This is a genomic window from Microbispora sp. H10836, from assembly GCF_012999525.1.
Taxonomy (GTDB): Bacteria; Actinomycetota; Actinomycetes; order Streptosporangiales; family Streptosporangiaceae; genus Microbispora.
Window position 1 is genome coordinate 46445 of record NZ_JABBWU010000030.1, and the last position, 21557, is coordinate 68001.

General features: G+C 72.8%; 13 protein-coding genes and 2 pseudogenes. 7 read left to right on the plus strand and 8 right to left on the minus strand.

Annotated features, from left to right (window positions below; translation table 11 throughout):
• Positions 1-70 precede the first annotated feature (70 nt).
• From HHX30_RS36780 to HHX30_RS36790, 3 genes are all read right to left on the minus strand, one after another.
• Positions 71-808: a YcnI family protein gene (locus tag HHX30_RS36780; protein WP_169988376.1), complete on the minus strand. Its 738-nt coding sequence runs from the start codon at positions 806-808 to the stop codon at positions 71-73.
• A 102-nt stretch (positions 809-910) separates the two neighbouring features.
• Positions 911-1504, minus strand: coding sequence for an MFS transporter (locus HHX30_RS36785; protein WP_169988378.1), 594 nt, complete (start codon positions 1502-1504; stop codon positions 911-913).
• Between the two features lie 181 nt (positions 1505-1685).
• Positions 1686-3446 (minus strand): lectin, encoded by a 1761-nt coding sequence (locus HHX30_RS36790; protein WP_249350841.1) that lies wholly within the window; start codon positions 3444-3446, stop codon positions 1686-1688.
• A 990-nt stretch (positions 3447-4436) separates the two neighbouring features.
• Between HHX30_RS36790 and HHX30_RS36795 the strand changes: the two genes are divergently transcribed.
• The gene (locus tag HHX30_RS36795; protein ID WP_169988380.1) at positions 4437-6338 is read left to right on the plus strand and encodes a cytochrome c oxidase assembly protein; all 1902 of its coding nucleotides are present in this window, start codon (positions 4437-4439) and stop codon (positions 6336-6338) included.
• Here the strand turns inward: HHX30_RS36795 and HHX30_RS36800 are convergent.
• Complete coding sequence (locus HHX30_RS36800) at positions 6298-7308, minus strand: LacI family DNA-binding transcriptional regulator (protein WP_249350842.1); 1011 nt, start codon at positions 7306-7308, stop codon at positions 6298-6300. The two genes, HHX30_RS36795 and HHX30_RS36800, sit on opposite strands and share 41 nt — an antisense overlap.
• A 267-nt stretch (positions 7309-7575) precedes the next feature.
• Here HHX30_RS36800 and HHX30_RS36805 point away from each other — a divergent pair, with 267 nt between their 5' ends.
• On the plus strand, positions 7576-9213 hold the full coding sequence (locus HHX30_RS36805; protein WP_169988384.1) for a GH39 family glycosyl hydrolase: 1638 nt from the start codon (positions 7576-7578) through the stop codon (positions 9211-9213).
• A 109-nt stretch (positions 9214-9322) separates the two neighbouring features.
• Here the strand turns inward: HHX30_RS36805 and HHX30_RS36810 are convergent, their stop codons facing one another.
• The gene (locus tag HHX30_RS36810) at positions 9323-11038 is read right to left on the minus strand and encodes a DEAD/DEAH box helicase (RefSeq protein ID WP_169988386.1); all 1716 of its coding nucleotides are present in this window, start codon (positions 11036-11038) and stop codon (positions 9323-9325) included.
• Positions 11039-11283: 245 nt separating this feature from the next.
• Between HHX30_RS36810 and HHX30_RS36815 the strand changes: the two genes are divergently transcribed.
• A complete protein-coding gene (locus HHX30_RS36815; protein ID WP_169988388.1) occupies positions 11284-12474 on the plus strand; it encodes a monooxygenase in 1191 nt (396 codons plus the stop codon).
• 20 nt (positions 12475-12494) lie between these two features.
• The gene (locus HHX30_RS36820) at positions 12495-13679 is read left to right on the plus strand and encodes an MFS transporter (RefSeq protein WP_311923012.1); all 1185 of its coding nucleotides are present in this window, start codon (positions 12495-12497) and stop codon (positions 13677-13679) included.
• A gap of 96 nt (positions 13680-13775) precedes the next feature.
• Here HHX30_RS36820 and HHX30_RS42240 read toward each other — a convergent pair.
• Both HHX30_RS42240 and HHX30_RS36825 read right to left on the minus strand, forming a co-directional pair.
• Positions 13776-14981, minus strand: a pseudogene (locus HHX30_RS42240) (acyltransferase family protein); the annotation flags it as partial.
• A gap of 103 nt (positions 14982-15084) precedes the next feature.
• Positions 15085-17772: an exo 1,3/1,4-beta-D-glucan glucohydrolase gene (locus tag HHX30_RS36825; protein ID WP_169988392.1), complete on the minus strand. Its 2688-nt coding sequence runs from the start codon at positions 17770-17772 to the stop codon at positions 15085-15087.
• Positions 17773-18039: 267 nt separating this feature from the next.
• Between HHX30_RS36825 and HHX30_RS43880 the strand changes: the two are divergent.
• From HHX30_RS43880 to HHX30_RS42255, 3 genes and pseudogenes are all read left to right on the plus strand, one after another.
• Positions 18040-18147: pseudogene (locus HHX30_RS43880) on the plus strand (hypothetical protein); the annotation flags it as partial.
• A 277-nt stretch (positions 18148-18424) separates the two neighbouring features.
• The gene (locus tag HHX30_RS42250) at positions 18425-19096 is read left to right on the plus strand and encodes a hypothetical protein (protein WP_249350844.1); all 672 of its coding nucleotides are present in this window, start codon (positions 18425-18427) and stop codon (positions 19094-19096) included.
• Positions 19097-19403: 307 nt separating this feature from the next.
• Entirely contained in the window at positions 19404-20798 is a 1395-nt protein-coding gene (locus tag HHX30_RS42255) for a lectin (protein WP_169988396.1), read from the plus strand.
• 11 nt (positions 20799-20809) lie between these two features.
• Here the strand turns inward: HHX30_RS42255 and HHX30_RS36845 are convergent, their stop codons facing one another.
• Positions 20810-21526, minus strand: coding sequence for an alpha/beta hydrolase (locus HHX30_RS36845; RefSeq protein ID WP_169988398.1), 717 nt, complete (start codon positions 21524-21526; stop codon positions 20810-20812).
• Positions 21527-21557 lie beyond the last annotated feature (31 nt).

A 21557-nucleotide genomic window follows, 5' to 3' on the forward strand; every position in this document is an offset into this window, starting at 1 on the left:
CCGGCGGGGTCTCCCGCTCCGGACGGGAGGCGCCTCACGCCCGGAGCGCAGGCGCCTCGGCGCGGCCGTCTCAGCCGCGCGAACGGCGCAGGGCGGTCAGGCCGGCGCCGGCCCCGACCAGGCCGGCGACCAGGCCGATGCCGCCGAGCACCAGGGCCGGGGTGGTGTCCCCGCCCTCGTCGTCGTCATCGTCCGCGGCGGCCGCCACCGTGGGGGCGGCGGCGGCGACAGGCGAGGCGGAGGCGGCGACGCCATGGTCGTCCTCCCCCTCCTCGGCGGCGACGAGCTTGAGCACCGGCGCGGGGTGTTCGGGCTCGGAGCCGTCGGCCTTCGGCGCATCCGCCCACTTGACCTTCTCGCCGCCGGAGTAGGTCTGCACCGTGGGGAAGGTGAGCGCGTCCACGTTCTTCGGCAGCGGCCCCACCGAGGCCTCGAACTCCTGAAACTGGCCGGACTCGATCTTCCCGCCGGACCAGGTGATCTTCAGTACCGACTCGGTGATCGTGTCGCCGGCGTCCGACACGACGGGCTTGGGCAGCTTGCCGCGGGTGAGCTTGACGTCCCAGCCGGGGACCGGGCGGACCGAGACGAACGGCAGCGGGTGGTCGGTGGGGAACTCGACCTCCACCTTGGTGGTCGAGGCGTTGTCGCGCTCGTTGGGGACACGGAAGGCGATCTTGGTCCAGCCGCCCTGGACGGCGGTGCCGGGGTTGACGGTGACGTGGGCGAGGGCGGGAACGGCGAGGCCGAGGGTGAGCGCGAGGGCACCGGCGGTGACGGCGGCCGCGCGACGGACGTACGAGGTCATGGGGGTTCTCCAGTCGTCTGCGAGGTTACGAAGGCGCGCGAGCGTGTCCCAGAAGGGGAGAGTCCGATCCCCTGGGAGATGCGCGCCGCCCGCGCGTGAAGCTCAGAAGACGGGAAGAACCGGTGGCCCGCGGCGGGCGACCGCGTGCCGCAGCACGCCCGCGGCGTGCGGGACGCGCCCGGCATCGGGCGCCGGGCGCCGGCGAGGACGCCGGGCGGCCGCGAGATCCGCTCCCAGCAGGGCCGACAGCGCGGTCACCAATGCGGCCACCGCCCGCAGGCAGCGCACCACCCTGGCGCCGATCCCCCGCAGCACGGACCACAGGGCTTCCTCGCCGCGCGCCAGCCACCATCCGGTGAGCAGCCCCGCGGTGAGGTGGGCGGTGAGCATGCCGGTCTGCGCGCTCAGGCCGCCGTGCCACGTGGGATGCCCCGCCTCGGCGGCGGAGGCCGTGACGTCGAAGAAGAAGTGCAGGAAGGCCTGGGCCCCGAGCAGCAGGCCGACGATCGCCTGGGGCGACCGTTCCCGGCCCGCCGCGACTGCCGCCCCCGCCGCCACCACGAGCACGCCCGTGAGGAGCGCGGCGGGCGCCGGCCCCCCTCCGCCGGCGAACCGGTGCGCGCCGACGGCCAGGAGCACGCAGACGGCCGAGAAGGCGGCCGACCGCGCGAGCCGGAAGGAGAGTGAGGCGCGCATGTCGCCGGGATTGTCTCACACCCGGGCGATCTCGGGCCGGTCCCCTCTGCGATCTTCCGCACACCAGGAGAAGGCCCATTGACCTCGGGAGTGGCCGCTCTGTGCCCCGGCCCGCCGCTACCGCAGCGCGGCCTGCGCCGGGACGGACAGCGCCGTCCCGGCGCAGGCATGCGGCGAGAGGTCAGAGGCGGGTCCAGCGCTGGTTGGCCTGGCCGTTACACGTCCAGATGACGAGCTTGGTGCCGTTGGCGGTGCCGTTGTTGTAGGCGTCCAGGCACTTGTTCGCGCCGACGGCGGTGATGGTGCCGTCGGCGTTGAGCCGCCACTGCTGGTTGCTCTGGCCGTTGCAGTCCCAGATCACCACGTTGCCGCCGTCCGCGGTGCCCCGGTTGTACACGTCCAGGCACTTGGTGCCGTAGACCCGCAGCTCACCCGAACCGGTCGGCGTCCACCGCTGGTTCGCCTGGCCGTTGCAGTCCCAGAGCTGCACCTGCGCGCCGTTGGCCTGCGAGGCGCCACTGACGTCCAGGCACCGGCCCGACCCCACCCCCTTGATCGCGCCTGTCCCGGTGGGCGTGGGCGACGGGCCGGCGGACGGAGTGGCGCCGCTCCCGGTGACGGTGAGCAGGACCGCTTCGCGGGCGGGCACGGTCGTGGTGTAGCCGCCGTCGAACGTGCCGATGTCGGTCCCGGTCCACAGGTTCCGCACGGTGGCGGCCCCGCTCAGGCCGAGGTCCGACCAGCGGGCGGTGATGGACGCGGAGGAGGTGGTCCGGTTGAGCAGGAGCACGGCCCGGCGGCCGGTGCCGGAGAGCACCTTGCTGTAGACCTGGCGTCCGCTCTGGTCCTCGGCGACCTTCACGCCCTGACGTCCGAGCGGATCCTGGTCGACCGCGAGCACCTCCCGGTTGGTCAGGATCGCCCGGGTCTCCGCGCTCATCGTGGCGATGTTGTTCCCGGCCAGCAGCGGCGCCCCGGAGATCGCCCACAGGCCCATGTGCGTACGGTTCTGCGCCGCGGAGAAGCCGTTCATGCCGACGACGAGCATGTCGGGATCGTTGTAGTGGCCGGGGGTCTGCGCGTTCGGATGCTGGGCGGAGTCGAAGTTGGCCAGCACCCGGTCCATCGAGGCGTTCTCGCCCCAGTAGATGATGTCCCCGCTGGTGCGCCACATGGTGGAGATGGCCGGTGCCCAGTCCCACGGGCTCTGGGCGCCCCAGTTGCAGACCGACAGCACCATCGGCCGTCCGGTCTGCGCGGTGGCGCGGTCGATGGCGGCGCTGATCGCCTGGTAGGCGGTGCGGGCGTTGAGCCCCTCGGCCTGGCCGCCGCACCAGTCGACCTTCACGAAGTCGAAGCCCCAGCGGGAGAACTGCAGGAAGTCCTGGTCGTAGTGGCCCTCGCTGCCGCTGTTCGGCGCGGCCGGACGGCCGGTCGGGTAGTAGTAGCCGCAGCCGTTGCGCCCGGCGTCGGTGTAGATGCCCGCCTTCAGCCCCTTGCTGTGGATGTAGTCGGCGATCGCCTTCATCCCGCCCGGCCACTCGGACTGGTCGACCGTGATGTTGCCGGACGCGTCGCGCGTCCCCTGCCACCAGCCCTCGTCGATGTTGACGTACTCGTAGCCGGCGTCCTTCATCCCCGAGGACACCATCGCGTCCACCTGGGCTTTGATGACGTTGTAGTTGATCTGGGCCGCGAAGGTGTTCCACGACGCCCAGCCCATCGGCGGAGTCGCCACCGTCGCCACGGCCGCGGCGGCCGCGGCGGCCGTTCCCGTCGTGGTGGCCGCGGCGCCGTCCGCGACCGCCCACCCCGCCGGGACCATCGTCGCGATCGCGAGGTGCACGGCGACGACCAGCCGCCGTAGCCGCCGGAGGCGGGGGGAACGGCCATCCGGGGTGTGCCCGGAGGACCGTCGCCGGGCGGATTCGCGTAATCGCATGCGTTTCTCCTTCTGGTGGGGATGCTCACTCTGGTGGGGTGCTCGACGAGTGCCCGGCGCGGCCGGTCCCCGGAGAAGGAAGCGGCGGGACCACCCGCCCGAGTCCGAGCCGACATGAGCCGACAGCGGAGGCCGACATGGCTGTACGACGAGGAGGAAGCCGGAGGCACCCGAAGATTCAGTGTGCGGCGGAACGCCTGACGCGACCGGCGTCGCCGCCGGCCCCTGCCGCTCATCACCGACCCCGGCAGGAGGAAGCCGAACGCGCCCTCAGTGTGGAAACCTCCGCGAGCAGTGTCAAGACCATTGGCGAATCGATTCGCCCAGACGCCCCCGCGTCGCGCGACTCAAGGACGCCGGTGAACCGGGCCCTCACCCGCGCTCCGGCCGCTGAAACTTTCAGCGGGCTACGCGGCCGACGGAGAAGGTGATCCCGGCCGGATCGGAGCAGCTGGGAGTCCTGCCGGGCGGAAACGCGGAGGGCGGCCCCGGGCGGATCACTTGACGGTGCTCGCCGCGTCGTATTTGCTCCGCTGCACCAGCGCCTTCAGTCGCCTTCAGTCACCTCAGAGAGAGGAGCACACCTCTGCTGTGATTTGTTAACGTTAACAACGTCGCGCCGGACGTACGAGGAAGATCGACCGTTCCGCGATCAGCGCAGCGTCTCGCATCCGACCCCGCGAGACCGCGCCCATCAACATGGGCTTCTCACCTACGGGCCCATACCTGGCGAGAGGAACGAGAGCATGCCGAGACGTCACCGCTGACACGCCGGTAGTCGACTGCCGAAAACGGTTGTTTCGCGCCCGGCCTCCCTGGGGGCGAGTGCGCCCTTCCCTGTGCCGTCCGCGCCGGGTGCCCGCGGCCGGGACCGCTGAACGTCGCCCGGATGCGGAGACGGCTCCGGTCCCCACCCCGGGGCTCCCACGCGGAGAGCCCTTGGGCCATACTCGCATTCGATCAACGGTGCCGAGCCGAGGAACGCCGACGATGAAATCTCCCCCGCGCCATCGCGGCGTGGTCGTTCCCGCCGTCGCCGCGACGGCGTTCGCCGTGCTGGTGCTCGCCCTGTGGTTCGGCGGCGGCAGGCCGCAACCGGCGATCCAGGGGCTGCCCTCCCCCGGCGCCCTGACCACCTGGGGCCTGCCGGTCGCGCGCCTCGTGCACGACGCCTGCGCCGCCGCCACGGTCGGGGCCCTGCTGGCCGCCGTCGTCCTCGCCCCCGCGAGCGGCAGGGCCGTCATGCGGGCGGCCGGGGCGTGGGCGCTCGGCTGGGCGGCGAGCGCGGCGGTCACCGAGGTCCTGACGCTGTCGGACTTCCTCGGGCTGCCCCCGGTCGACGCGCTGCGCTCGGGCGCGCTGCCCGCCTTCCTCCTCTACATCCCGCAGGGACAGGCGTTCCTGACGGTGACGGTCGCGGCCCTCGCGGTCGCCGCCGGGTCGCTCCTGCCACACGGTCCCCGGCTCCGGTCCGCGCTGCTCCGGCCCGCGCTGCTCGCGGTGGCGGTCCTCGCGGCGCTGCCCCCGGCGTACGTGGGCCACTCGGCCTCGGCCGCCGACCACAACCTCGCCGTCCTCAGCCTGATGGCGCACGTCGCGGCCGTCGCGCTGTGGATCGGCGGTCTGTACGCCCTCGTGGCGCACCTGCGCGCCGCGCCCGGGCTCACCGTCGCCGTGCGCCGCTTCAGCACGCTCGCGCTGGGCTGCTTCGCCGCCGTCGGGGCGTCCGGCGCGCTCAACGCCTGGGTCAGGCTCGGCTCGCTGCCCCTGCTCTGGCAGTCGAGGTACGGCCTGCTCGTGCTAGCCAAGGTCGCCGCGCTGGCCGTGCTCGGCTGGTTCGGGTGGCGGCACCGGCGCAGGACCATCGGGGCGATGGAGTCCGGCGGGGCCCGCGCGCCGTTCCTCCGTCTCGCCTGCGGCGAGATCGCGGTGATGGCCGGCGCCCTGGGTCTGGCCGTGGCGCTGGGCCGCACGCCCCCGCCGCCCGCGGAGACGGCCGTGCACCAGCACGACGCCCTGGGATACGCCCTGCCCGCACTCACCCCGGGCACGCTCGCCACCGACGTGCGGCCCGACCCGATCGCGCTGCTCCTGCTGGCCGCGGCCCTCGCCGCGTACCTGTCCGGCGTGCGGCGGCTGTCGCGCGCCGCGTCGCCGGGGGGCGGCGAGAGGTGGCCGGCCGGACGCACCATGTCCTGGGTCGCCGGCCTGGTCGTGCTCGGCTACGCCACGTCGGGAGGAGTGGCGGCCTACGCGCCCGCGGTGTTCTCCGCGCACGCGGCGCAGTACGCGCTGCTCGGCGCCGTGGGGCCCGTCCTGCTCGTCTTCGGAGCCCCGGTGACGCTGTGGCGGCGGGTCCACCCGGGATCCGAGCCCCTCGCCGGCCCGGCCGGCCGCGCGCTGTCCCATCCGGTGACGGTCCTGGCCCTGTACGCGCTGCCGTACCCGGTGCTGTACCTGACGGGCCTGTTCGGGCACGCCCAGCCGAGCCTCGCCCTGCGGCTGGCCGCGCAGGCGGTGGTGACGGTCACCGCGGTGCTCTTCCTCGCGGTGGCGGCCGGCGTGGACCCGCTTCCGCACGCGACCCGGCCGCAGGTCCGCGTCTGGATGCTCGTGGGGGCGATCGCCGTACGCGCGTGGACGGGGCTCGCGGTGCTGGCGGGGCCGTCGCAGGCGCCGGAGTGGTACGCGGCGCTGGAACTGCCGTGGGCGCCGGACCGGGCGGCCGACCAGCGGCTGGGGGCGTCGCTCGGCACGGGCGCGACCGTCGCCGTCCTCGCGGGCCTGCTCGTGCTGCTGCTCGTCCACGGGCGCGCGGCGCGACGCGACGCGGTGTCCGGACCGGGACGGATCAGGACGACGGGACGGGACCCGTCGAGTCGCGGACGCTGAGGGTCGTCGCCAGTTGGAGGTGCCGGGAGGCGGGCTGGACGCCGTCCGCCATGCCGAGGACGGTCTCGACGGCCATCCGGCCCATGCCGACGAGAGGCTGCCGGACCGAGGTGAGCCGGGGTGTGGTCCATTCGGTCTGCGGGGTGTCGTCGAACCCGGTGACCGACAGCTCGCCCGGGACGGTGATGTGCAGTTCCTTGGCCGCGGCGAGGACGCCGACGGCGATCTCGTCGTTGCCCGCGACGATCGCGGTCGGCCGCTCGTCGAGCGCGAGGATCTCGCGGCCGTGCCGCAGGCCCGCGTCGACGGAGAACGCGTCGTGGCGGATCAGCGCGCGGTCCGGCGTGAGTCCGGCCGAGTCGAGCGCGGCCTGGTACCCGTGGAAGCGTTCCAGCGAGGGGGCGGAGCCCGGCGGGCCGCCAATCCAGGCGATCCTGCGATGGCCGAGCTTGATGACGTGCTCGGTCGCCGAGCGACCGCCCGCCCAGTTGGTGGAGCCGATGCTGACGACACGTGATTCGGTCGTGTCGATCGGGTCGATCGACACGACGGGCACCTCCAGATCCTCCGCGGCGAGGAGCACCGCGTCGGGCACGGCGACGGCGAGCGCGATGAGACCGGCGACGCCGGACTCCTTCTGCTCCTCCATCCAGGCACGGGCCGCCGTGCCGCTCGTGCTGATCGGCTCGTCGGGCGGCAGGCGGAGGAGGAGCTCGGCCTGCGCGGAGGTCGCGGCCACGAGTATCCCCTGGAGCACCGTTCCGGCGTAACGGGACTCCACGAAGTCGAGCATGGTGACGAGGGCCCGGTTTCGTGCTCGCTCGTGACGTGCCGCCGTCGGCTTGTAGCCGATCTCGGCCATGACCGCGAGGACACGCTCACGCGTGTTCGGCCCCACGTCGCTGCGCCCGTTGAGGACCTTCGACGCGGTCGTGGGCGAGACACCGGCCAGTCGGGCGACATCCGCCAAGGTGGCTCGCTCGGAACGACCTCGCCGTACCATCAGGGCTCCTTCCGGGCTTCGAAATTGTTTCGAATCTACCACGCGTGATTTTCGTCGGTCGCGTGCGACATCTGGCCCGTGTCCACCCGTTGACACTGCCCAGGTGCACCCCTAGTGTCCTGGACATAACGAACAAGTTGCGAAATATTTTCGAAACCCTCGGGACGAGAAGAGACGCTCGTGCGGCTCTCCCGCGATCTCCCACCCCCGGATCACCGAAGAAGAAGTGAGACCATGACGAGTGACGGCGTGTCCGGCCCCCGGTTGCGGATCGACGGAGAGCCGTGCGACGAGAGTGCGTTCCCGCACATCTGGGCCAGGTGCGTCGGCGCCGGACGGGCGAACGAGGCACTGCGTGCGGACTGGCAGCAGCAGTTCGCCGAGGCCGTCGCCGCGTGCGGGTTCCAGTACGTCCGCTTTCACGGCGTCTTCCACGACGACATGTTCGTGTACCGGGAGAGCTACGGCGGCGGTTTCGGCCCTGACGCACCCCTCGCCTCGCCCGTGTACACGTTCAGCTACGTGGACAAGGTGTTCGACTTTATCGTGGACCACGGCGTCCGTCCGTTCGTCGAGCTGGGTTTCATGCCGCGCGAGCTCGCGACGGTGACGGACACGGTGTTCTGGTGGGGCGCCCACTGCAGCCCGCCCAAGGACATGGCGCGCTGGGTCGAGCTGGTCACGAGGACGGTCGAGCACTGGATCGGCCGGTACGGCCTCGACGAGGTGCGGGAGTGGCGGTTCGAGGTGTGGAACGAGCCGAACCTGGTTCCCCACTTCTGGACCGGGACGAAGACCGAGTACTTCGAGCTTTACGAGCAGACCGTGACGGCGATCAAGAAGATCGACCCCGCGTTGAAGGTGGGCGGGCCCGCGACGAGCGTCTTCGTGCCCGACGACCGCTACAAAGGCGAGGTCGAGGACCGCTCCGCGACCCACGCGACGGCCGCGGCGGCCGACGTGGACGCGCTCGACTGGCGCCCCGTGTGGATCGAGGACTTCCTCGCCTGGTGCGCCAAGCGCGACCTCCCCGTCGACTTCGTCTCGACCCACACCTACCCCACGGACTTCGCCTTCGCCGCCGACGGCGAGGCGGTGCAGATCACCCGGTACGCCGACGCGACGTTCGACGACCTCACCCTGCTCCGCGAGCTCGTGAAGAACAGCGCGTATCCCGACGCGGAGATCCACATCACGGAGTGGTCGACGTCGCCGTCATCGCGTGACTTCATCCACGACACGCCGTTCGCGGCGGCCTTCATCACCCGGGCGTACCTGCAGTGCGCCGCCCTCGCCGACTCGATCTCCTACTGGACCTTCACCGACGTGTTCGAGGAGGGAGGCGCCGGGATCGGACCCTTTCACGGCGGGTTCGGCCTGGTGAACGAGTGGGGCGTCCACAAGCCCACCTTCCACGCGTTCACGATGCTCGCGCGGCTCGGCGACCGGCTGCTCCTCGCGACGCCCGACGGGGTCGTGACCCGCGACAGCCGGACCTCGGCCGTGTCGGCGGTGTTCTTCAACTACCCGGAGGACATGGCCCTGCGAGGTGTCCGGGCGCAGAGTTCGTACGCGGCGGCACGCACGCTGGCCGAGGTGGGGCCGAGCCGGAGGATCCGCCACTCGATCGGCGGTCTGGAGCCCGGCGCCACGTTCCTCGTCGAGATCGTCGACTGGGAGCACGGGAACGCCGCCGAGGCCTGGTATCGGCTCGGGTGCCCTCTCAACCCGTCCCGGGCCGAGAGCGAGCACCTGCGCGGGGTCGCCGACTCGCTCCTCAGGTTCACGCTGACCGTCCCCGGCACCGGTGTGCTCGACCTCGACGTCGAACTCGCGCCGTGGGCCGTGATGTCGTTGCGGCAGTCGGCCTGACCGCACGATCCGCCCCGGCGGTGGCGCCGGAGAGCGCACGACGCCCGGAAGACGGCCGTCCGGTGAAGGACGGCCGTCGCCCGGGTCCGGCGGCGCCCTGCGAGAAGGGTCAGCGACGGCCGCGCGGGGCGTCGTCGCGGTCCCTGCGCACGATCGGCTTCTTGCCCTTGATCGTGGTGCGGCGCAGCGCCGACACCACCTCGTCCACGGCGCCGTCCGGGATCTCGACCAGGGTGAACCGGTCGGCGATCTCGATCGCCCCGATCTCACGCCCGCTGACCCGGGTCTCCCCGGTGATCGCACCGACGATGTCCTGGGGGCGCACGCCCGCGCTGCGGCCCGCGCCGACGAAGACGCGGCTCATCGCGCCGCCGCCGCGCCGCCCGCGCCGGTCGTCGCGGCCGTGCCTGTCGTCGCGCGGCCCGCGCTCGGGCCGCTGGGCGCGCGGCGCGACCTCGGGGATCTCCTCCTCGTCGGCGGCGGCGCCGGTGGACTCGTGGGCGAGCTTGACCGCCGCGAGCGCGATGGCGACCAGGTCGAACTCGTCGGCGAGCGTCTCGACCACCACACGGAAGCGGTCGAGGTCGCCGTCCTCCATCAGGCTCTCCTGCAGCGCGGCCCGGGTCAGCTCCAGACGCCGGGCGCGCAGGTCGGCGACCGTCGGCACCTTCTCGACCGTGATCCGGCTGCGGGTGACGCGCTCGATGGTCTTGAGCATGCGGTGCTCGCGCGGCTCGGCGAGCGTGATCGCGACGCCCTCGCGACCGGCCCGGCCCACCCGGCCGATGCGGTGCACGTACGACTCGGGGGCGGACGGCACGTCGTAGTTGATGACGTGGGTGAGCTGCTCGATGTCGAGGCCGCGGGCGGCCACGTCGGTCGCGACGAGCAGGTCGGCGGTCCCGCTGCGCAACCGGCTCATGACCCGGTCGCGCTGCTCCTGCCCCATGCCGCCGTGCAGGGCCTCGGCGCGGTAACCCCGGCCGTTCATGGTCTCGGTGAGCTGGTCGACCTCCTCACGCGTACGGCAGAAGACGATCGCCGCGGTGGGGGCCTCCACGTCGAGCACCCGGCCCAGCGCCGCCGGCTTGTAGGCCCGCGACACGATGTAGGCGCTCTGCCGGATGAGCGGCGCCTCGCCGGCGGCGGGCGCCTCCCGCTCGATCCTGATCCGCACCGGCTCGCGCAGGTGGCGGCGGGCGATCCCGTCGATGCGCGGCGGCATGGTCGCGGAGAACAGCACGGTCTGCCGGTCCTCCGGGGTGTCCTGGAGGATCGCCTCGATGTCGTCGGCGAAGCCCATGTCGAGCATCTCGTCGGCCTCGTCGAGGACGATCATCCGCAGGCCCTTCAGCGGCAGGGTGCCCCTGCCGATGTGGTCGAGCGCCCGGCCCGGCGTGGCGACGACGACGTCCACGCCGCGCTCCAGCGCCCGCAGCTGCCGCCCGATCGGCTGGCCGCCGTAGATGGGCAGCACCCGAGCGCCGAGGTCGCGGCCGTAGCGGTGCATGGCCTCCGAGACCTGGACGGCCAGCTCACGGGTCGGCACGAGCACGAGCCCGGCGGGCTCCCCGCCGCCGTCCTCCATGCCCAGGGGGTGGGCGCCGTGCAGCCGCTGGAGCATGGGCAGGGCGAACGCGGCCGTCTTGCCCGTGCCGGTCGCCGCCTGGCCGAGCAGGTCGCGGCCCTCCAGCAACGGCGGGATCGCCTCCCGCTGGATCGGCGTGGGCTCCTCGTAGCCGAGGCCGGACAGGGCCTTGAGGAGCTCGGGAATCAGTGCCAAATCGGCGAATTCGGGTCCCTCGTCGATCTCGTTCACGGCCATGTCCTGCTCCTGGTCCTGCTCCTGGTTTCGCTCCTGGCGGGGCGACTGTGCACTGGACGACCTTACGGTCTTTCCGCCCTTACCCCGAACGCCGCCTCCGGCACTCGGCGCGCTCCTCCCCGTAGCCCTTCCGGCGTACGTCCCTACTGCCGGGGTCGTAGAAGAGGTTTACATCTGAAGTCGGTCGACGTGACCACCCCGGCAAGGAAGCCTGAAGGGGTCCCCCGAGAGGCAGGAGGCGATCCATGCAAGGAAAGGCACGGTTCACACGGTGGGCGGGCGGCGCCGCGGTCGCGCTCGCCGCCGCCCTTCTCGTCGCGTCGTGCGGCGACGCGGCACCCGGGGGCACTCCCGGCGCCTCCACCGCATCCGCCGTGCACAGCGGCCACGCCGGTCACGGCACCGCCAAGCCGGCCGCGGCGGCGGCGCCGCTGCGGGCGGGCGAACGGTTCGTGACACTGACGCTCCCGCAGCCCTACCGGCCCTCGGCGCCCTCGGGCGGCACCGACGAGTACCGCTGTTTCCTGGTCGATCCCGGGCTCACGGGGTCCGCGTTCCTGACCGGCAGCCAGTTCCTCCCGCAGAACACCGACATCGTGCACCACGCGATCGTCTTCCGGGTCGGGCCCAAGGAGACGGAGGCGGCGCGCCGGGCGGACGCCGCGACGCCCGGCGAGGGCTGGACCTGCTTCGGCGACGCCGGGATCGAGAACGGCGCGTGGGTCGGCTCCTGGGCCCCCGGGGTCGACGAGACGCTGCTGCGGCAGAAGGTCGGGTATCCCCTCCCGGCGGGCAGCCAGATGGTGCTGCAGATCCACTACAACCTGCTGGGCGGCGCCGACGGCACGGACAGGTCCGGCATCCGGCTCCGGCTCGCCGACGGCGCGAGCGACCTGGCCCCACTGGAGACGGGGCTGATCGCGGGGCCGATCGAACTGCCCTGCACGGCTGAGGAGTCGGGGCCGTTGTGCGATCGTGAGGCGGCCGTCGAGAACGTGGCCCACCGGTTCGGCGAGCAGGCGCGGCACATGGTGGACGGCCTGACCCGGATGTGCGGGCAGGGCGAGCCCCCGCGGCCCGGCCCGACACAGCACTGCGACATGCCCGTCCGGAAGGACGCGACGCTGTACGCCACCGCCGGGCACATGCACCTGCTCGGCCGCGCCATCAAGGTCGACCTCAACCCGGGCACCTCGGACGCGAGGACCATCCTCGACATCCCCGCGTACGACTTCGACGACCAGGCGATCCGCCCGCTGGCCCGGCCGCTGCAGATCAAGGCCGGCGACACGCTCCGGGTGACCTGCACGCACGACGCGGGGCTGCGCGCCATGCTTCCCGCGCTGCGCGGGCAGGCGCCCCGGTACGTGGTCTGGGGCGAGGGCACCAGCGACGAGATGTGCCTGGGGCTGCTGGTGTGGTCGCCGAAGGCGTGAACGAGGCATAACGTGTGATCGTGGATCTTCGGGAGCTGGGACGGGCCAGGTTCGCGGTGTCGGCCGTCTTCGCCCTGCACGGGGCCGTGACCGGCGGGTTCGCCTCCCGCATCCCCTGGATCCAGGACCACGTCGGGGCCGGGCCCGGCGCCCTCGGTCTCGCCCTGCTCGCGCCCGCGGCCGGCTCCGTCCTCGCGATGCCGACCGCGGGCCGCATCACGCACCGCTTCGGCGGGCGGGCCGTCACCCGCGTCTCGATCGGCCTGTGGTGCCTGGTCCTCGTCCTGCCCCCGCTGGCCCCGGACCTCCCCCTGTTGTGCGCGGCGCTCCTGCTGTACGGCGGGGTGGCCGGCATGGCCGACGTCGCGATGAACGCCCAGGGGGTGGAGGTCGAGCAGCGGCTCGGCCGGTCGATCATGTCCGGGCTGCACGGGATGTGGAGCGTGGGCACGTTGGCGGGCGGTGCGGTGGGCACGCTGGCCGCGAGCGCGGGCGTCGACGCCCGCCTCCATCTCGCCGGGGCGGCGGTCGTGCTGTTCCTCGTGGCCCTGGCCGTGGGGCCGCTGCTGCTCGACGTGCGGGCGGCCGAGGACGCGCCCGCCCCGCCCCACTTCGTGCTGCCGCCGCGCGGAGTGCTGCTCATCGGGCTGGTGGGCTTCTGCGCGGTGTTCGGCGAGGCCGCGGCCCAGGACTGGTGCGCGGTCTATCTCCGCCAGGTCGCCGGCGCGTCCCAGGCGGTGGGCGCCGCGGCGTACACCGCCTTCGCCTGCATGATGGCCGCGGGGCGGTTGTGCGGTGACGCGGTGGTGCGGCGGCTGGGGCCGGTGGCGACCGTGCGCGGCGGCGCGGCGCTGGCGTCGCTCGGCGGGCTGCTCGTCGTCGTCTCCCGCACCCCGGCGCCGGCGACCGCCGGGTTCATGCTGATCGGTGTGGGGATCGCGGTGGTCATCCCGCTGGTGTTCGCGGCGGCCGGCAACGCCGCGCCCTCACCGAGCGAAGGCGTCGCGGGAGCGGCCACGGTCAGCTACGCGTCGGGTTTCCTCGCGCCGAGCACGATCGGCGGGATCGCCACGCTGACCGGGCTGCCCGCCTCGTTCGCGCTGGTCACCGTCCTGCTGCTGGCGGTCCTGCTGGGCGCGGGCAGGCTCGCGCCCTCGGCCGGGCGGGCGCGCCGGGACATCCGGCCGGCCCCCCACAGGAAGTAGCCGCCGACCCACGGCAGACGCGGCTCGAACGCCCGCCAGGCGGCGGCCCAGGGCCTGGGCCGGGCGTTCGACGAACCGGTGGGTCAGGGCGGAGCAGGCGAGCACCACGGCCAGCAGCAGGACGGCCATGGCCAGGCGTTCGGCGAGGGAGAACCGGCCCGGGTCCATGGTCAGCCGCCGGAGCACCTGCACGGCGAGCGGATGCAGCAGGTAGACGGAGTAGCTGATCAGACCGAGCCACACGAGGGCGCGGGGCATCGGCCGGTGCCGCAGAAGACGGGCGGCCAGGAAGGTCGCCCACGCCGCGGCGACGGCGGTGGACCAGCCCACTGTGAACGCCAGCGCCTGGTCGCCGGGCATGCCCCAGCCGGGGCCGAAGGCCCATGCGGCGCCCACGGACGCGACCGGCACGCACGCCAGCGCCCACCCGCTCGTCCTCCAGCGCAGTTGTCCCCGGTCGAGCCGGTAGAGCACGGTGCCGGCGAACATCGTGGCGATGATGGCGAGACTCTGCCAGGCCCCGATCCGGCTGTTGGCGCCGAGCAGCACGAGAGCCAGCACGGCCGCGGCCGCGGTGCCGCACACGCGCCACCGCCCGCCGGCCGCCAGCGACGCGGCCGCCGCGAGCAGCACGACCGCCGTGATCACCACGACCTGGGCGGTGCCCGCGCCGCGCGACAGCGCGCCCGCCGGAAGCAGGCCGCCCACGGTGACGGCCGCCACGGCGAAGGCGAGCATGCCGGTCGCGCTCGCGCGATGCACACCGGCCACGAACATCGCCGTCACGAGGAGGTAGAAGACCATCTCGTACGACAGCGTCCAGAACACGTTGACGACGCCGGGCACCTGGAGGAGGTCCTGCAGCATCGTGAGGTGCGCCAGGACCGCGGTGCCCGGGTCGTCCACCAGCTGACGCGGCAACGGGGAGTACACGCCCTGGGCACCGAACACCGTCCCGGCCGCCGCCGCGACGAACCACAGGGGATACAGGCGGAAGACCCGGTTGATCCAGAACCCGCCGACGCTGCCGCGCCGTTCCAGCGAGACCGGCACCACGTATCCGCTGACGAGGAAGAACACCAGCACGCCGTACTGGCCGAAGTTGAACCACGGGCTGACGCCCGCGCGCACCTCGGGGAACAACGCGTCCAGGCAGTGCTCGAACACCACGACGAGCGCGGCCATGCCGCGCAGCGCGTCCAGCCATCCCTGCCGCGGCGCCGGGGCCGGCGGCCGCGGCCGTGCGGATGTGGCCTCCTGCCTGACCTCGCTCCGGCGCGTTTCCACAACATCGACGGACATCCGGTCAGGCTAGTGTGTCAGCCTTAGAGAATCGTGAGTGTCCGCCGAACGGCGCTCATCAGGGACGGCGGACCACCCCCGATGAGCGCTCCCGGTCGTGCCGCTACGTCAGGTCCGCGCAGTCGCGCGCGTCGGCGTCCTTGGCCGCGCCCGGCACCCACCGGACGTTCGCGAACGACGCGGAGAACGCGCCGTCCGTGTACACGAGGAACGGCGTGTTGACGTTCTCGAAGTCCAGGTTGGGCGCGAAGCAGGACACCGGGATCTTGACGGTCGCCTTCGCGCCCACGGGCAGCCGCTGGAACAGCGACGTCGCCACGACCTCGGCCAAGCACGGGTAGACGCAGTGCGCGCTGACGACCGTGCGGGCCGCGGGCGGCTGATGGACGATCGTGTCGAAGACCAGCGCGGCGTCGGCGTTCAGGTAGCCGCGCAGGTCGCCGCCTCCCGCCGGGTCCTGCATGTAGATCTGCGCCGCCCCGGTGCCGTTCCAGGTCACCTTCAGCCCGTCGCCCTGGACGTTCACGTCCGCCGGGACGACGGTGATCTCCGAGTGCGCCGCCTCGCCGTCCGCGCCGATCTCCGTGCCGCTCCAGTTCTCGGCCGAGCCGATCAGGCTCTTGTACGGCGCGACGTCCTGCCGGTTGTAGATCTCCAGGTCCTCGGTCGCGGTGCCGCCGCCGCCCGTGCCGCCGCAGCCGAACTCGGGCGAGGTCTCGTCGAGCGTGCCGACCGACCCGGTCTGGCCGTAGCGCAGGCCGTACCCGGCGGGGAAGAGCGGGTCGTAACCCTCCTGCCCGGGATTCAGCGGCGTCTGACAGGCGCTCCTCGGCCACGAGTACGACAGCGTGCCCGTGTAGCCGGGACCGCTCTCGCGGCTCCTGACCAGCAGGTCGGCCACGCCGCCGCCCTCGGTGCCGGGCAGCCAGGCGGCCACGAACGCGTCGGAGCGGTTGAGCTCCTTGTTCACGTGCAGCGGGCGCCCGGCGACGTAGACGGTGACAACCGGCGCGCCCTTGCCGGAGACCTTGTCGAGCACCGCGAGGTCGCCGGGGTAGAGCTTGGCGGCCTCCAGCGAGCGCCGCCCGAGGTCGCCCACGCCCTCGGCGTACGGCGTCTCGCCGATCACCGCGACCACCGCGTCGTACGCCTTCGGGTCCACGCCGTCGGCGGTCTCACTGAAGGTCACGTTGGCCGCGCCGAGGACCTCCCGCAGCCCGCCGAGGATGGTCGTGCCGTTGGGGAAGTCCGCGTTGGTGTTGCCGGTGCCCTGCCAGGTGAGGCTCCAGCCGCCGGTCTGGTTCGGCATGCTGTCGGCGCTCTTGCCCACCACCAGCACCTTGGATCGGGGGGAGAGCGGGAGGACCTTGTGGTTGTTCTTCAGCAGGACCTGCGACTCCCGCACCGCCTTCCTGGCCAGCGCCCGCGCCTGGAGGGCCTGCTGCGAGCCCGCACCCGGACGCGCGGAGGGCTTGGGCGCCTCGAACAGGCCCGCGCGCAGTTTCACCCGGAGGATGCGCGTCACCGCGTCGTCGATGCGGGACATCGGGATCTCCCCCGCCTCGACCTGGGCGACCGTGGTGGAGATGAACGCCCTCCAGTCGTTCGGCACCATGACGACGTCGATGCCGGCGTTGATCGCCCGGGCGCAGTTCGAATTCGTGCAGCCGTCGACCTGGCCGATGCCGTTCCAGTCGGAGACGACGACCCCGTCGAAGCCCATCTTCTGCTTGAGCACCTCGGTGAGCAGCTTCCTGCTGCCGTGCGCCTTGCCCTCGGTGATGCCGAGGTCCTCGTTGGTCCAGCTGTTGAAGGACGCCATGACGGTCTGCGCCCCGGCGGCGAGCGCGCCGTAGTAGCCCTGGCCGTGGATGTTGATCATTTCGGCCTCGGACGACGGGTTGACCCCCTGGTCCTGCCCCTTGAGCGTGCCGCCGTCGCCGATGAAGTGCTTGGCCGTGGCGATGACGCCCCGGCGGCCCAGCGCCCGGGAGTCGCCGCCCTGCAGGCCGCGGACGACCTCGTAGCCGTACGCGCGGGTGATGCGCGGGTCCTCGGAGAAGCCCTCGTACGTGCGGCCCCAGCGGTCGTCCCTGACGACGGCGAGGGTCGGCGCGAAGGCCCAGTCCTGCCCGGTCGCCCGGACCTGCGCGGCGGTGGCGGCGCCGATGTCGCGCAGCAGGCAGGGGTCGTGCGCGGCGCCGAGGCCGATGTTGTGCGGGAAGAGCGTCGCGCCGAAGACGTTGTTGTTGCCGTGCACGGCGTCGATGCCCCAGATCACCGGGATCTTGGTGCGGGTGTTCACCGACGCCTGCCAGTAGGCGTCGGCGAGGGCCAGCCAGCCCTGCGGGGAGGCGTGCTTGTCCCGGCCCGGCCAGGATCCGCCGCCGTTGAGCACCGAGCCGATGCCGTACCGGCCGACCTCCTCGGGGGTGATCGCGGCGATCTCCGGCTGGGTCATCTGGCCCACTTTCTCGGCCAGGGTCATCCCCGCGACGATCTTCGCGATGCGCTTCTCGTCGGCCGGGTTCCGCTTGATCTCGCTCCTGACGGCCGGCCAGTCGGGCAGCGCGGGCAGGCGCCTGTCGATCCGGGCGCAGCCGTGGTCCATCTCCGGCGTGCCGAGCACCGGCCGGGCCGGGGGCTTGCCGGGTGACTTCACGGGTGACTCCACGGGCGGCTTCCCGGACGGCTCGCCGGGGGTCGCCGCCGCCACGGCGCCCGGCAGCAGGGCGAGACCGGCCAGGGCGGCGAGAACGCGCCGGGGCGATCGGGTGATGACTCTGCGCATGAACGTCCGTTCTCGATGGGCCACGAGGACCAGTTCGGGTGTTACGGGCGTGTTGCGCAGATCGTCACCCCGTAAGGCCCATCGGTCAAGAGAGCGCTCTCCAACCTCGGCGGGTCCTGCGCGTGACCAGGGGCGTTCTCCTCGCCGGGCGAGGAGAGTCGTTCACCGGCGCCAGTTCCCCCGCGCCTGGTCGAACACGCACCGGGCGTTCACGTGGCGCAGGGCTACGACTTCGCCGACGTGGGCTTCGTCGTCACCGGCACCGGAGTGGTCGCCGTCGACGCCGCCAGTACGCCCGAGCACGCGGCCGCGGCGCTCCGCGAACTCCGCGAGATCACCGAGCTGCCCGTCACCCACGTGATCCTCACGCACGCCCATCTGGACCATGTCGGCGGCCTCGACGCCCTCAAGGCCGACGGCGCCACAGTGATCGCCCAGGCGAACTTCCCCCGCGAGCTCGCGCTCCAGAACTCCGGCCCGCCGCCGCTCGGCTACTACCTGCCGCGCGGCCACGGCCGTCAGGCCCACGTCGCCCCCGGCCGGCTGGTGGACGCCGTGGAGAAGCCGACCATCGGCGGCGTGGACTTCACGCTCATCCCGATCGCGGGAGGAGAGACCGAGGACGGGCTGGTCGTCCACCTCCCGTGTGGAAGTGGCCTTCGTCGGCGACATGTGCATGCCCCACCTCGGCTCGCCGACCCTCGCGGAAGGCTCACCGCAGGGCCTGTTCGACGCCATGCGGGCGGTCATCGACCTGCGGCCGCGCACGCTCGTCCACGGGCACCCGGCGCTGACCGAGAACTACCCCATCGAGGCCTTTCCCGGGCTGCTGGCGGCACTGCGCGACCTGGAGCGGATCATCACGGCCGGGATCTCGGACGGCCTGACACTCGCCGAGATCCTGCGACTCGACCACCTGCCGGACGTTCTTAGGGACCATCCCGCGGCGGTCATGCCCTACCTGGTCACCCGCGACAACTTCGTCCAGCGCGTGCACCGCCGGCGGACCGGCTACTGGCACCGAAGCGGCGAGGGTGTCGAGCTCTTCACGTCCGCCGAACTGTCGGCCGCGCTGGACCTGCTGGGCGGCCGGAGCGCGGCGGCCTTCGTCACGGCGGGTCTCGAGCTCGCCCGGCGCGGCCGGCATCCGCTGGCCCTGCACGTCGTCGACCTGGGACTGCTCAGCCACGCCGGCGCTCCCGGACTCGTCGGCCTGCGGCAGAGCCTGCTGGAGTCGATGGTCGCGCGGAACCAGCTGCTCAACCCGTTCAAGTTCATGCACTACGCCTCACTCGCCGGTCTGGAACTGGAACCGGCCGAGTGACGGGCCGTCGCGAAACGGCCGTCACCAGCAGTGGGGAGCCGTGCTCGAGGACGAGCTCGGTGCGGTGGATCCGGCCGACGCCGGGAACAGCGACGGGCGACATCCTCCCGGGCACCGCGCACCTTCGATGCCGGGCCGGCGGCACCGCCTGGTGAAAGTTTCGGGTCGTCCGGCCGCGGAGGACGGCCGAGGCCGAGGTCACCGCGGGTGGGACAGCCGACGCGAAGAGCCGGGCATTGCCTCCGCCCCCGGGCCGTGTCTATGGTCCGGGGGCGCCCGAAGCCGCGTCCACCCAGGTGAGGCACCCATGAGACGCATACGCGCGTGGTTCACGGCCCTCGGCACAGCCGTCCTGATGATCGCCGGGCTGCTCGCGCCCGCCCCGGGGTTCGCCGTCGCCGCGACGCTCCGCCCCGGCGTCCTGTGGTACGACACGGCGGGCAACCGGTTGCAGGCCCACGGCGCCGGCGTGTTCAAGGTCGGTTCGACCTACTACATGGTCGGCGAGGACAAGACCGCCGGCGCCACGTTCACCGCGGTCGCCTGCTACTCCTCCACCGATCTGGCCACCTGGACCCGGGTGGGCAACGCGCTGAGCCGGCAGAGCAGCGGCGACCTCGCGACCGGGCGCATCGTGGAGCGGCCGAAGGTGATCTACAACTCCACGACCGGGCAGTACGTGATGTGGGTGCACATCGACAACTCCTCCTACGGCGACGCGCGGGCGGGCGTGGCCACCAGCCCGACGCCCTGCGGGCCGTACACCTACCGCGGCTCCTCGCGTCCGCTGGGGTTCGAGAGCCGGGACCTGGGCCTGTTCAAGGACGACGACGGCACGGCGTACCTGCTGACCGAGGACCGCAGCCACGGCCTGCGCATCGACCGGCTCTCCGCCGACTACACCCAGGCCGTGAGCACGACCGCGGTGCTCGCCGACCTGGAGTCCCCGGCGATGGTCAAGGTGAACGGGCGGTACTTCCTGTTCGCCTCGCACCTGACGGGCTGGTCCACCAACGACAACGTCTACGCCACCGCGACCTCCCTGTCCGGGCCGTGGAGCGGGTTCACCACGTTCGCCCCCGGCGGCAGCCGCACGTTCGACTCCCAGACCTCCTCTGTCGTGCCCGTCTCGGGTTCGTCGGGCACCACCTACGTCTACGTCGGCGACCGGTGGAACCCCAATGACCTGAACAGCTCGACGCCCGTCTGGCTGCCGCTCACGATCAACGGCGCCACCGCGTCGATGAGCGCTTTCTACGACTCCTGGACCATCGACACGGCGACCGGCACCTGGGCGGCCGCGCCGGCCCCGCAGAGCTTCACGCTCGTCGGCGGCCAGTCGGGGCGCTGCCTCGACGTCGCCGGCGGCGCCGCGGCCAACGGCTCGACCGCGCAGATCTACGACTGCAACGGCGGCGCGGGCCAGAAGTGGTCCCTAACCTCCTCCGGGGAGCTGCGCACCTTCGGCGGGACCAAGTGCCTGGACGTGTTCGACCAGCGGACCACGGCGGGCTCCCCGGTGGGCATCTGGGACTGCAACGGCGGCGCCAACCAGAAGTGGACGGTCAACTCCACCGGCACCGTCGTCGGCGTCCAGTCGGGCCTGTGCCTGGACGTGAACGGCAACCAGACGGCCAACGGCGCCGAGGTGCAGATCTGGACGTGCAACGGCGGCGCGAACCAGAGGTGGACCCGCGTCTGAGACTCGCGGAGTCAGGACGGCGAGCCTCCGATCCACCAGCGGACGGCCGCGGCGGCCGTCTGCGGCGGCACCTGGTGCCCGCCGCGGAACTCCTCGTACGTCACCTCGTAACCGCTCTCCCTCAGCTCGGGGACGAGCCGTCTGCTGCACACGTCGATCGGCAGCACCCGGTCGGAGGCGCCGTGCGAGACGAAGATCCGGGGACGGCCGTGCCGGATCATCGGGGCCATGAATCCCGGCGAGAACGCGAGCACGGCCTGGAACAGGTCGCCGTTGGCCACCCCCAGCGACAGCGCGTAGGAGGCGCCGTCGGAGAAACCGGCCACGGCCACCGCGCCGACGTCGACGGCCAGGCGGGAGAACGCCTCCTCCAGCGCGGCGTCGATCCTGGAGACGTCCGCGCCGTACCCGCCGACGATGACGTCCCAGGTGGCGGAGACGGACTGCGGCGCGAGCAGCAGCACGCCGAGATCCCCGGCCTGGGGAAGCAGCCACTCCAGCGCCTGCTCCGCGGTGCCACCCGCGCCGTGCAGCACGACGGCGAGCGGGGACGGCCCGGACGCCGGGGCGGGCGGCACGGAGAGCAGGGCGCGCCCGTCCAGGCGGTGCACCCCCGGTTCGGGAGGGGACGCCGCCCGTGCGACGGCCACCGGGCGGGCGGACAACCGGCCGTGCCGCACGCCCTCCTCGGGCCCCGGATGGGGCCGGCTCCGCTCCGGCGTGGCCATCGGCCTCACCCCCCGCCCACGGGTCTACCCC